Source organism: Vibrio albus (assembly GCF_003144035.1).
GTDB classification, from domain to species: domain Bacteria; phylum Pseudomonadota; class Gammaproteobacteria; order Enterobacterales; family Vibrionaceae; genus Vibrio; species Vibrio albus.
In genome coordinates this window covers 1-13315 of record NZ_QFWT01000001.1, presented here as the reverse complement: position 1 = coordinate 13315, position 13315 = coordinate 1, and the positions used below count along the sequence as shown (strand labels likewise).

Genomic DNA, 13315 nt, shown 5'->3' with positions numbered 1-13315 from the left:
ACAGTTACCGACATTGGTATGAAATAGTAAAGAGCTCAGATTCTAGAATGATAAGGCGGTTTCTGACATGGATCTATTTCATGATTTTACAGTTTAAGGCGCAAAATGTGATAAAAACAGTGTTTCATTTTTGAATGCACCATGATTTGGGTGATTTTTATGCCGATTTTTAACGAGAGGCAAACTCGAGTTGTATGGAATTATCCTGTTTATGCATCCATTTTAAACGGATGGACAGGAAGAGAGCAGCGGAACTCAACCCGACAATAAATCCAATCCAAAATCCGTGTACGCCTATTGCATCAACAATGACGTTGGTAAACGCTAGCACGTACCCGGTCGGAAGACCAAGCATCCAGTAAGCCAAAAATGTGCAGATAAAGATGGATTTCATATCCTTATAGCCCCGTAAAACTCCAGCGGCTGTGACTTGTATTGCATCTGTCACCTGGTACACCGCTGCTATCATTAGCAGTTGTGTGGCGAGAGAAACGACTTCAGGATTACTGGTGTAAAGAAGTGTGATCGGTTCTCTCAACAAAATGGTAAGAATACCCGTCCCAATGGCGCTTGTGGCTGCAATGAGAATGGCGACTCGCGAAGCGACCTGAGCTCCTTCAACTTGCTCTTCGCCCAGTTTCTGGCCAACACGGATGCTGGCGGCAGATCCAATACTCATTGGCAGCATAAAGACCAGAGTTGAGAAATTAATAGCAACCTGATGAGCCGCGACGGTCACGGGCCCTAAAGGTGCAATGAGAAGGGCGACCACAGCAAACAGCGTAACCTCAAAAAACAGCGCCATTGCGACCGGGAGACCGAGCTTGATTAAGCGGATTTGGGCGTTGGTAAGTGGCTTGTGAAATGCGCTGAATAATTTCACGTGCTTCAGTCGTTTTGATGTCAGCACATACAAAAAAAGAGATAAGCACATCAGCCAGTACACGATGGCTGTGGCCACCCCACAACCAACCCCTCCCAAAGCGGGGGCTCCAAGCTTTCCGTATACAAACATCCAGTTAAGAGGAACGTTAGCAGCAAGGCCGATAAAACTGACAACCATAGCTGGCTTGGTTAGCGCCATACCATCAGTGAAGCTTCTTAGTGCCTGAAAAAGAAGAAAGGCAGGGACAGACCACATGATGGCATGCATGTAGCCAATGGTTTTTTCAGTCATTAAGGGATCGACGTTCATGATACCCAGAATAATTTCAGTCTGGAATAATACCGCTAATGTCGGAATGGTTAAAAACAAAGCAAGAAAAAAGCCTTGCTGGATTTCGAAGGCGACTTTATCTGAGCGACCAGAGCCATTGAGTTGGGCAACAATTGGTATAAGAGCCATTAGTAATCCCATACCAAATAGAATGACAGGGAACCAGATGCTGCCAGCGACGGCGACAGAAGCCATATCTGTGGCACTAACGCCACCGGCCATAATAGTATCAACGAACCCCATACCCGTTTGGGCAATAGAGGCAATCAACACAGGGGTTGCTAATTTAATTAGCTGAGATGCTTCAGTTTGATAACGATGCACAAGCTTACTCCAAAAAAACATTCTGCTCCCAAACCGTTAGAGTCAGGGAATTGCATCGGCCCAATGGCTTTGTCAGGCGAGTTGATCTGTTACGAACAGATTTTTATGTGAAGAGCAATTATAGAGAATTGCGTATGTGAGAGCTATCAAAATAAGAGGGAATAACTTTATTTTATTCCCTTTTCAACATTTGATTAATGAAGTTTTGTGCATCAGCCAGATAGTGTCCTCCAAAGAGGTTGCAGTGGTTAAGAATATGGTACAGGTTATAGATGTCTTTTCTCTGCTGATATCCAGGATCGAGAGGGGCCACGCTTTCGTATCCCTGATAAAATTCTTTCTGAAAGCCTGAGAATAATTCAGTCATAGCAATATCGCATTCTCGATCTCCCCAATAGCAGGCAGGATCGTAGCAGATAGGCCCAAAAGCGGAGTGCGCCACATTGCCATGCCATAAATCACCGTGTAGCAAAGAAGGGCGTGGGTTATGATTCAAAAGGTGTGTTTTTACCGTACCCACAATGTCATCTATGTTACCGAAATTAATGCCTTTCTCATTCAGGAGCTGTAACTGCCAGCCAATTCGCTGTTCGGCAAAAAAGCGACCCCATTTTTTGTGCCATGGGTTTGGCTGCAGGGTTTCACCAATATAATTATCCTGGTCAAACCCATATTCTTTTTGTTCACCCCAAAGGTGCAGGTAAGCAAGCTGCTCACCGAACAGGTAGGCGGCTTTGGGATCGTCAAGAGGTTTAGTCGCAAGATAATTAAGAATAATATACGCGTGGTGCTTGGTATGGCCCATGCTGATAAGCTCAGGCAAAAATACTGTATTGGTTTTTCTGAGTTCTTTAAGACCTTCGCCCTCAGCTTCGAATTTCGGAAAAAATTCTCTTGAGTTTGTTTTAACGAAATAGCGTTGTTCACCATCACTGATCATATAGCATTCGTTGATATCTCCGCCATTAAGTCGAGTACGTTCTTTTATCTGGTAATCAAACATACATACGTCTGATAGGTGCTGAGCAATCGCCTGCCACATATAAACTTCCTCTGATCATGTCGCCAACCTTATGTTTAGTTTAGGACAGATTCAGAAAATGAAACAAAACTTAATGAAAAATAACGTAATATTTTTGGGGTATGTGTAAAAACGTGATAGTTGTCAGAGTGACCTTCATTCCATTTTTGTGGCAGTTCTGTATGATAAAGCGACTATAAATATAATCGAAACACGGTGGCTGTTTCTTTTTGTACACCAGCCTGATTCAGTAGTGATACGAACATGATTATAACGTTCGCGAGAACAATAAGAAGTTGGCAATGAATATACTTGTTTGTGACGATTCTGCATTAGCACGAAAATCTTTATCCAGATGCCTGGACGCATACAGTGGTTTGGATCTGTATTTTGCTAAACATGGCAAAGAAGCAATTAAACGACTGGAAAAAACGAATATCGATCTACTGTTTCTGGATCTGACTATGCCAGTAATGGATGGTTTTGAGGTTCTTGAGCGTATGCCTGTCAATAGCTATCCTACTCAGGTTGTTGTGATTTCAGGTGATGTTCAGAAAGAGGCTCAAAAACGTTGCCTGATGTTAGGCGTCAGCTATTTTATTGAGAAGCCTTTTCTGTGTGAAGATGTCCTGGGGCTGGTTGACCGTCTGGGCTCTGGTTGTGTTGCGCCGGTAACGGATAGTCACAAACCGAGAAGTGCTCCACTTGCTGATGTTGACGCTATCAGTAAATTTAAAGAAGTCACTAATATTGCTCTCGGGCAAAGCGCTGCCATTATATCTGATCATGTTGGTGAGTTTATTCAGCTTCCTATCCCTGCCGTTGGTGTGCTGGATACCGGAGAGCTGAAAATGACCATTGAAGATGTTATGAGCCGACAGGGGCTGCATTCGGTTGCTCAGCGTTTTGTTGGCGGAGGTATTTATGGTGAAGCTTTAGTGTGTATGAGAGGCAAAGGTATTGCTACTCTAGGTAAGCGACTAGGGTTTGCTCAGGCTGAATCTAATGATTATGAAACCTTGCTGAATGTCTCTAACTTGCTGGTGTCATCTTACCTGAACTCTCTTGCCCATCAACTGGTTCTGCAATTTTTTCTCAGGCAGCCGATTATTCTGGATAAGAAAGGCCGGGAGTACGCTTGTGCGCAACATATTGAAGAATCAGCGTTTGCTATAGAATATACCTATTTTGCAGAAGAGCTGGATTTTGAATGTGAGGTGCTTTTTCTGCTGGATTCCTCCTCGGTTAAGGCCATATACCAGTTAATGGAGAATTTTTGATGTCGGATGTCTCTGTCAATATTGCGGATTTTCACTGGGGCCTACAGGTTATGGACACTATTGATGTTGGACTAGTGGTGATAGATCGTAACTTTAATGTCTGTTTATGGAATAGCTTTATGCAACATTACAGCGGCATAGGATCTGACGCGGTGATGGATAAGAATCTGTTCACGGTATTTCCTTCACTGCCGAAAGACTGGCTTAAAGCAAAGCTACAGGCATGTATAGAGTTGCAAACACGAGGCTTTTCAAATTGGGAAGACAGACCTTACGTGTTTGAATTTAAAAATTACTCTCCGGTTTCTCATGGACTGACAACGATGTATCAGAATATTGTTATTACGCCTCTTAAAGCATTAACCGGTGATATTTCACATCTGTGTATTATGGTCCAGGACGTTTCTGATGTCGCGAAGAGCAAGATACACCTGAGGGAGTCTAATCAGCAGCTTTCTCTCATGAGCCGAATGGATGGACTAACTGGATTATTCAACCGATCCCATTGGGAACAGTGCTTACAACAAGAATTTGATGCCTTATCTGTAACCACTCAGCCAAGCTCTCTGGTTATCTTTGACATTGACCACTTCAAAAAAGTTAATGACTGTTATGGTCACAGTACCGGGGATGATGTTATTCGTCGTACTGCTGCTATGCTTAAGAAAACGGCGCGGCAGTCTGATTTATGTGGTCGCTATGGCGGCGAAGAGTTTACCGTTTTATTGCCCGAAACCTCGGCCGATCAAGCGTTGTATTTTGCAGAAAGGTTACGTAAGCGTATTGAAAAATCGGTAGTAGAAACAGAGGAACATTCTGTTTCTTATACAATCAGCCTTGGGGTTTGTGAGTTTAATTCTTCATTTTCTTCTCATACGGAATGGCTTCAGACAGCAGATAAAGCATTGTATCGTTCGAAGCAGTCAGGAAGAAATCAGACATCGGTGCATGGCTAATTTTTAAGAGATAGCACCGGTTGAACGTAATCATGTTTGAAGCACAAACTCGGGCGAATAGGTGGCAACATCTTAATCAATGATTTAGTATAAATTTAACTTATTTATAAAAACTCGTTATCGGATAACCAATCCATCCTGGTGGATGATAAAAGCTATCTTTTACGAACTCGCTCAGTACAGATTTAACAGGGGTGAAAATAGTGGTTGTAGACACTGACGGATATTTGGCTCTTATAGAGCACCTGACTATTAACCTGGATGTGTTTATTCGAGAAGGGGATACGGGAGACGAAACAGTTGAAGATGTTGTGACCGATATGATTGCAACGAATATTATGGCTGTATTCGAGCAGAACCCTGATCTGCATTCGAGTGTCCGTTTTAAACTGTTAAAAGAGACCGATGCGGTTGTCGATGATTTGGGTGAGGTGCTGGCTGGTGTCTGGACAAAGAAAGCGACAAATGAGCAAATTGCATTTCTAGATGAGTATATCGCTCTGGTGAAAAATTTATTTGATAGTGCAGTGGCGATATATGATTAATGTAACCGGCGAGCCTGCCAGAACACCGATGCCCAGTATGGGTTGTCCAGCCTTGATATTGTCACTCCTTTCGACGTTGATGCGTGCATAAATAATTGATTGTCAATATAGATGCCCACATGACGTTGTTTATATGATGTCTTAAAAAAAACAAGATCCCCGCTTTTTATATTGTCCAGCGAAATACTATACCCAAGCTTACTTTGTGCCTTAGTTGTGCGAGGAAGAGTCATTCGCTGGGCCTCCGAAAAGACCACTTGCACAAAAGCGGAACAATCTATACCTGATTTTTCAGTACCGCCAAAAGAATAGGGGGTTCCTTTCCACTTATTGTATTGCTCAATAAATGACTTAACAGCTCTTTTACTCTTCAGTTGAGCTAAATCGGAAACATTATTGTCGATAGAGAGTTGCTGCTCAGGTAGGCTGCTACAACCCCCGAGATAGGACAAAATGATAAATGTACAAACCTTTAGTGCGTTTAAGTTCATATTAATCAGTGGCTTAAGTTGTAAAGTACTTGGTCTCGATGAAATAGAATTGTCACAAAACTTTTATATCATATCGGCACACCTATTTTGTGAGCTAATTTGGATAAATAATGAGTAAGAGCCAGAACAAATCGTTTTCATTATCTTTGACCCAAACACTCAGTGCTATTTTTATCGCAATTATCATTCTTGTGCTAGCACAATCAGTTCTTACGGCCAGAGGAATCAATAAGGTTGGCGATGGCTTTGAACAGCTTTCCCGGAAAGCACTGCCTCTTGCGATGAATAATGCGCAATTAACCCAGAATGTACTGGAAGAAGTGAAGCTGCTCAATCAGGGGATGCAATCTCATTCTTCTGAAGAGTTAGCTGCAGTCATGACATCGGTCGACAGGCTTTCTGAAGTGGCGAAATCAGATATAAAGCTGTTTGAACAGTTTTCAGAAACAGTGAGCCATGAACAAAGAGAGTTGCTTAAGCAAAAGATAAGTCAGCTCAGTGCCATATCAACAAAGCTACTTGAAAACCAGTCTCAAAATATCACGATGGAAAAAAAGCTGGATGAAGAGCTTCCGGGATTTAAATATGGACTGAACTCTATTGGTCCAGAGATGAGCCGGGTGGCTTCTTTCCTGGCTCTGGGAAATCCGGAATCGACGGATGCCGCTAACCGTTTTGTCGCTAATGCGAGTGCGATGGAAAGGGCATTTCTTTCATTACTGATGCAAACTGATCTGAAAAAGGCGAGAGATAATTATCGCAGTATCAGAACCAGCATTTCCGGTATTGAACTTGCTTATGATGACTTTGCTGAGTGGCATCCGGATGTGAAAGATTTTGCCAGCTTAGTCGCCCCGTATAAGATGGTTCGGGAGGGGGTGGGAAGTAATGGTATTTTACAGTTGGTGATGAGCCGCCTGGAGCTGATGAATGCTCAGAAGCAGGAGTTGGCAGCGGCAGCATTACTCGCGGATGAAACCATTGCAATACTTAATGGGATTTCTGGTTCGGCTAAAAAGCTTATAGAAGAGAAAGAGGCGACTGTGAATCAGACGATCTCTAACATTTCTATGTTGTCTGTCGCCACAACGGCATTTATGGTCATTTTGGTTCTCGGTTCGGGAGTATTTCTGAGCCTCTGGATTAATAAAGGTCTTAAGAATATTACTCGTCAGCTTGCTTTGCTTACGGAACATAATCTGGCTGAACAAGCAAAAATCATTGGTCCTTACGAAATGAAGGAAATTGCAGCCAAGCTTAATCTGGTCATAGAATCGACTCACGAGTCGATAGCTATGGTCACTCGTAACTGTGAAACTTTATATAAGACAGCAGAGATCAGTTATAACGCAGCAGAAGAAACGGATAAAAGCCTTTCAGAACAAAATGATGCCTTATCAAATATTGCGTCGACGGTTGAACAGCTGGAAAGCTCCATAAGAGAAATTGCTCAGGTGACCAGTGAATCTTATTCAGAATCTCAGGTAGCGGTTGATTTCGCCGGTCAGGGTACAACGGTTATTGAACAAAATACCGCGCGTCTTGAGTCACTGGAGAAGACATTAGGCAGTAACGAAGAGTCCATGAGTGAGCTGGATCAGAATGTCAGTCAAATTAGTGCTATGGTTGATTTGATTAGTGGTATCGCCGAGAACACCAACCTTCTGGCGCTCAATGCAGCAATTGAAGCAGCCCGGGCAGGAGAGCAGGGGCGGGGCTTTGCTGTCGTTGCTGATGAAGTGCGTAAACTGGCAAAAGATACAAGTGAACAGACCGCTAATATCCGTGGCATGATGGCAGAGCTGGTACAGGCTGCCGAGAGATCAAAGCAATCGGTTACTGAGAGCCGTGAAGAGATGATTGCCGCAATGAGTTTCAATGAGCAGGTCAAAGAATCCTTCAATAATATCGAGCAAGCGATTAATCATATTAAACAACGGGTTGAGCAGGTTTCAGTTGCGACAGAGGAGCAGGAACGGGCGACCGCTAATGTAAGCGAGAGTCTTTCTCATATTTCTGAGCAAGGCGGGCAGACCAAGCGACAGCTTGAATCGATGATAGAAAACTCAGAACAAGTGGCTGAAATTGCAGGTCATCAACAGGCAATGTTGCACAAATACAAGCTTTAACTGTGTTTGAAAAGTACGATCAGAAAGCAAAGAGGGCTATGGTGGGCCCTCTTGTTTTTTTGAAGTAATACTATTTTGGACGAGTAGTAAACACTGTCCACTCTTTAACCAGATCATGATCATAACCGACTACCGTCGCAACCACGCGTCGATTGACGGCATGGGCGACTGGAGATTCACCGGTGGCATCAACGACGGTTTCACCATATCCGACTATTTTTATCCTATCCGGTGATACCCCCATTGAGACTATAGCATCTTTGATCTTTTTCGCTCTTCGCTCTGAAAGCGCCTGATTGTAATTGGTTTTACCGACAATACTGGCGTGACCCTGAAGCTCAATAGAGGTTTCAGGGTATTTTTCAAGGAACGACACCATTGATTCCAGCTCGTTAATAAATACCGGATTGATCCTGGATGAGTCATTAGCGAATAAGACTTTTAAATCCCAATCCTCCGTATCATCCTTGTATCTTTCACATCCATCATTATTAATATCAGATCCTACAGGAGTTTCTGCACAAAGATCTCTCGCGTTGATAACCCCATCTTTATCGTCATCCATCAGGTCGGCTATCTGATTGGCCACTGGCGGTTCCATGTAGGTGTACTCATCTTCTGCTGCATTTGTACTAAACGAAAAAATGGTCAGAAGCGCAATAAAACAGGCTGAATATTTCATATCGGTTCCTTAATAATCCACTTTGTCGTTCCAGTCTTCCGGCATATCAACCAGAAGTGATTCAAGTAAAGTTCCAGTTGAGTTGAGCACTCTGTATTTTGCCAACTGCTCATCATATTTAGCATCCGTATAATCTTTACGTGCTTCGAAGAGTTCATTCTCCATATTCAGTAAATCAAGAAGTGTACGCTGACCAATAAGGAACTGTTTTTCATACCCGGTTACGGTTTTGGCGGCAGAATCGACCTGATCGGCAAGGAACTCTTTTTGCTGAAGTGTTAAATCCAGAGCACTCCATGCGAGGCGGAGGCTTTCTTCTACGCTACGGTAAGCTTTGGCTCGAAGATCTTTTGTTTGATTCAGTATATAAGCCATTTGATCAATCTGAGCCATATCTGAACCACCATTCAACAAGTTGTAACTGACTCTCAGCATGGCCGTAAACTCGTCGCTATTACCTTCGATTCCATCGGCATCGTCATACCAGCTTTGAGCGACATCAATAGAAAATGTTGGATAGTTTTTGCCTTTAGCCTGCTTGTATTGGAGGCGGGCAGCATCCACGTCGGCTTTCGCAACTCCAAGAACAGGGTGTTTCTCCGTAGCGAGTTTTATCGCGTCTTGCAGTGTCAAAGGAATGGCTTTTTGATCGGCTCTTGGAAAGATTAACCCCATAGGGCTCTGGCCAACGATACGGGTAAATTGAGTGTGGGTGTCTACCATATTATTTTGAGCAGCAAGAAGGTTACCATGTGCTTTAGCTAATCGTGTTTCTATTTGGGTTAAATCGGCCGTTGAATCAATACCTTGATCGGCACGTCGCTTGATATTTCGGTATATTTCTTTATGTATGGCAAGGTTTTTTTCTGATAAAGCGAGTATTTCGTAGGCTTTGGTTGCATCGAGGTAAATTTCGGTGACCTCTAGCGCTTTATCTTGCGCATCTGCAATTAACTGTTTCCGCATGGATTCTGCTTCAGCAGATGTCCTGTCGATATCATGTATCGTCTGGTTACCATCCCAGATGAGTTGAGTTAATCTTAGTGTTAATTCTTTTCGGGTCAAATCCGTATCATTTCCATTTACTGGATTAATTGCTTCATGTCCGATACCCGCATCTAAATCCAGGTTAGGAAGATAATCACCACGAGAAATATTACTTCGTTCGACGTAACTCTGATACTCGTTGAATGAAGCTTTAATTTCAGGGTTAGATGCGAGTGTAATGGCTATAGCTTGCTCTAATGTTTGCCCTAGCGTTGGGGTACTACTTAACGCGACCAAACAGGCAAGTGTAGTGAGGTGAGTCCGTTTCAAACCAGTTCTCCCAGCGTTTGTAAACCGCAATTAGTGTAATTTTTATGATTTAGAGTACCGCTGCTAAATCAACCTTATAGTGTATAAATACACAATTAGCATGTAAGAAGTGTAGAAAGCAGTTGTATATTAATCAAAGTAGATATGTATTATTTATTAGGTAGTGTTAACAATGATACATCTAGCATTGTATTTTGATATTTTCTAATCTAATGTTTTTATTACAGCTTCCCAGGAAAACGCCTAATTTCTGATACTAAAACTAAAGTACTATCCCTATTTGGTATTAAAGCACTAAAAATAAAAATATTAACTAATGCTTTTGTTCATTAGGGGATTATTTTGGTTCTTTCCTTTGACTCTGATAGTTAAGTATCCAAAATTATATTAGTAGCATAGGTGTTTTCCTCGGCTTTGTGCCCATGGAAATATTTTTCATCTATTTGGACGCAAAGGATGAAGTATTATGAACGTTGTATTAGCTAATGTTGCAGGAAGCAGCAAATTTATCGCGATAGATATAAATGGGAACCTCAAGTTTATTGATAATCCTAGTGAATTAGCGCCCGGTGAAGTTATCGTAAACGCTGGCGGTCACGAAGTGACGACCGACCTTGGTAGCATGGTTGGTGTTGCTAACCGCAGTGGTGGTATTGACGCTATTGGCAATAATGAACTTGACCAACTCTTTGCTGCTTTAGAAGGTGGGCAGGACCCGACTGCCCTTGAAGATTTAGCTCCGGCTGCCGGTGGACCACAGGGCTCTGCCCCAACAACTTCAGGAACCATTGACAGAGACGGCACCTCAACCATTGCGAGTACTTTCTATGATACCACCGGTATCGATACTCTTGGATTGCCTGAAACCCAAGCTCTTAGCCTGTTAAATGTTGTTGCTCAGGTTGCCGCTACTTTTAGTGGCGATGATCAGGGAGAAGTTGTTGAGGATGAAAGTAACCTTACCCTGACAGAAACCGGTTCGTTGATTGTCACTGATCCCGACGAAGGCCAAGCCGCTTTTGTACCTGACGCTGTTACTGCGAGTGAAGGTGCGTTAGGTGCTTTGACTATTACGGAAAATGGTGACTGGGTCTATGAAGTTGATAATGATTTAGAGGCAATTCAGGCGCTCGGAGAAGGTGATACCAGACAAGAAACTTTTACTGTGGAAAGTATTGATGGATCTCAGCATGACATCACTATCACTATTGTCGGTACTAATGATGTGGCGGTGATTTTTGGCGATGACCAGGGTGTGGTGACAGAAGATGCCAGTGATCCGATACTGACTGACAGCGGTATTCTGACCGTAACTGATGTGGATGAAGGCGAAGCCTTCTTTGTACCAGAAAGTGTCAGAGCCAGTGCTGGTGCACTAGGTTCATTAACGATTGATGCTGCGGGTAACTGGGTATATGAAGTTGATAATGGTCTAGACGAAATTCAGTCTCTGGGAGAAGGTGATACCAGGCAAGAAACCTTTACTGTTGAAAGTATTGACGGAACTCAGCATGACATCACTATCACTATTACCGGCAGTAATGACGGGGCTACCATTATTCCGGCTCCGGATGACCCGGACGACCCAAATTACTACGAACAGGACACGAATACCATTGAAGTTGGTATTGATGCACAAGGTAACCCAATAGGGGATCCGAATGCCAGTGGCCGTTTGCTGGTCTCTGACGTGGATACCGGCGAAGCCCTGTTCCAGACTCCTGCCGCCGATGATCTGGTCGGTACTTACGGTAGCTTTACCTTTGATGCCTCAACCGGTGAATGGACGTATGTGCTGGATGAAGCTAAATCTGATCTGCTTAATGCGGGTGATGAAGTAACGGATACACTGACGGTCACGTCTTATGACGGTACCGCCACCGAAGATATCGTGGTGAACATTCTGGGTAGTAATGATGGGGCAACGATTACCCCGGTTGACCCACAGGATGTGAATACCGTTGAACCGGGTGATGAGGTTCTGGGTGATCTGAGTGCCGGTGGCAAACTGGACGTCACCGATCCGGATGAAGGCGAAAGTCTGTTTACGGTTCCGGCCGATCTGGACGGGACTTACGGCTCGTTTACCTTTGATGAAAACGGCAACTGGACTTACACCTTAGATCCGGATAAAGCGGATGTACTGACGGACGGTCAGGAAGTTACAGAAACCTTAACCGTCAGCTCTGTCGATGGTACCGCTTCGTATGATATCGAAGTGGATGTGCTGGGTAGTAATGATGGGGCAACTATCATTCCGGCTCCGGATGATGATCCGGACGACCCAAATTACTACGAACAGGACATGAATACCATTGAAGTTGGTATTGATGCACAAGGTAACCCTATCGGGGATCCGAATGCCAGTGGCCGTTTGCTGGTCTCTGACGTGGATACCGGCGAAGCCCTGTTCCAGACTCCTGCCGCCGATGATCTGGTCGGTACTTACGGTAGCTTTACCTTTGATGCCTCAACCGGTGAATGGACGTATGTGCTGGATGAAGCTAAATCTGATCTGCTTAATGCGGGTGATGAAGTAACGGATACACTGACGGTCACGTCTTATGACGGTACCGCCACCGAAGATATCGTGGTGAACATTCTGGGTAGTAATGATGGGGCAACGATTACCCCGGTTGACCCACAGGATGTGAATACCGTTGAACCGGGTGATGAGGTTCTGGGTGATCTGAGTGCCGGTGGCAAACTGGACGTCACCGATCCGGATGAAGGCGAAAGTCTGTTTACGGTTCCGGCCGATCTGGACGGGACTTACGGCTCGTTTACCTTTGATGAAAACGGCAACTGGACTTACACCTTAGATCCGGATAAAGCGGATGTACTGACGGACGGTCAGGAAGTTACAGAAACCTTAACCGTCAGCTCTGTCGACGGTACCGCTTCGTATGATATCGAAGTGGATGTGCTGGGTAGTAATGACGGCGCTGTAGTTTCCGGCGATGACAGCGGTGCGGTCACCGAAGATGCTAGTGATCCTACGCTGACTGACAGTGGCATTCTGACGGTTACCGATGCGGACGAAGGAGAGGCGGTCTTTGTACCGGGTAGTGTTGTTGCCAGTGTTGGGGCTCTGGGTTCATTGACCATTGATGCGGCCGGTAACTGGGTTTACAACGTGGCCAACAGCGATGTGCAGTACCTGGGTGACGGCGACACCAAACAGGAAGTGTTTACCGTGGCAACGGAAGACGGCACCGAACACGACATCACCATCACCATTACCGGCGTGAATGACGGCGCGGTGGTCTCCGGTGATGACAGCGGTGCGGTGACCGAAGACGCCAGCGATCCTACGTTGACTGACAGTGGTATTCTGACGGTTACTGATGCGGA

General features: G+C 44.3%; 10 protein-coding genes. 5 read left to right on the top strand and 5 right to left on the bottom strand.

Features of this window, described 5'->3' with window-relative positions; all coding sequences use genetic code 11:
- Nucleotides 1-169 precede the first annotated feature (169 nt).
- Nucleotides 170-1540, bottom strand: a complete 1371-nt coding sequence (locus tag DI392_RS00050; RefSeq protein ID WP_109318514.1) for an MATE family efflux transporter — start codon at nucleotides 1538-1540, stop codon at nucleotides 170-172.
- Nucleotides 1541-1712: 172 nt separating this feature from the next.
- Complete coding sequence (locus tag DI392_RS00045) at nucleotides 1713-2582, bottom strand: fructosamine kinase family protein (RefSeq protein ID WP_109317873.1); 870 nt, start codon at nucleotides 2580-2582, stop codon at nucleotides 1713-1715.
- A 281-nt stretch (nucleotides 2583-2863) separates the two neighbouring features.
- On the opposite strand from DI392_RS00045, the gene DI392_RS00040 reads away from it, so the two are divergent.
- The 3 genes from DI392_RS00040 (at nucleotide 2864) to DI392_RS00030 (ending at nucleotide 5342) form a co-directional block, all read left to right on the top strand.
- Nucleotides 2864-3841: a response regulator gene (locus DI392_RS00040; protein WP_109317872.1), complete on the top strand. Its 978-nt coding sequence runs from the start codon at nucleotides 2864-2866 to the stop codon at nucleotides 3839-3841.
- Nucleotides 3841-4797 (top strand): sensor domain-containing diguanylate cyclase, encoded by a 957-nt coding sequence (locus DI392_RS00035; RefSeq protein ID WP_109317871.1) that lies wholly within the window; start codon nucleotides 3841-3843, stop codon nucleotides 4795-4797. The genes DI392_RS00040 and DI392_RS00035 overlap by 1 nt, the downstream gene beginning before the upstream one ends.
- Before the next feature lie 203 nt (nucleotides 4798-5000).
- Complete coding sequence (locus DI392_RS00030; protein WP_109317870.1) at nucleotides 5001-5342, top strand: DUF3802 family protein; 342 nt, start codon at nucleotides 5001-5003, stop codon at nucleotides 5340-5342.
- Here DI392_RS00030 and DI392_RS00025 read toward each other — a convergent pair.
- Entirely contained in the window at nucleotides 5339-5833 is a 495-nt protein-coding gene (locus DI392_RS00025; RefSeq protein ID WP_109317869.1) for a C40 family peptidase, read from the bottom strand. The genes DI392_RS00030 and DI392_RS00025 overlap by 4 nt on opposite strands.
- Before the next feature lie 110 nt (nucleotides 5834-5943).
- Between DI392_RS00025 and DI392_RS00020 the strand changes: the two genes are divergently transcribed.
- Entirely contained in the window at nucleotides 5944-7962 is a 2019-nt protein-coding gene (locus DI392_RS00020; RefSeq protein ID WP_109317868.1) for a methyl-accepting chemotaxis protein, read from the top strand.
- Between the two features lie 70 nt (nucleotides 7963-8032).
- On the opposite strand, the gene DI392_RS00015 is transcribed toward DI392_RS00020, so the two are convergent.
- On the bottom strand, nucleotides 8033-8644 hold the full coding sequence (locus DI392_RS00015) for an OmpA family protein (protein ID WP_109317867.1): 612 nt from the start codon (nucleotides 8642-8644) through the stop codon (nucleotides 8033-8035).
- A 9-nt stretch (nucleotides 8645-8653) separates the two neighbouring features.
- Nucleotides 8654-9961, bottom strand: coding sequence for a TolC family outer membrane protein (locus tag DI392_RS00010; protein ID WP_109317866.1), 1308 nt, complete (start codon nucleotides 9959-9961; stop codon nucleotides 8654-8656).
- A gap of 466 nt (nucleotides 9962-10427) precedes the next feature.
- On the opposite strand from DI392_RS00010, the gene DI392_RS00005 reads away from it, so the two are divergent.
- Nucleotides 10428-13315, top strand: a 2888-nt coding sequence (locus tag DI392_RS00005) for a VCBS domain-containing protein (RefSeq protein ID WP_219930872.1), incomplete at its 3' end; no start/stop codon positions are given.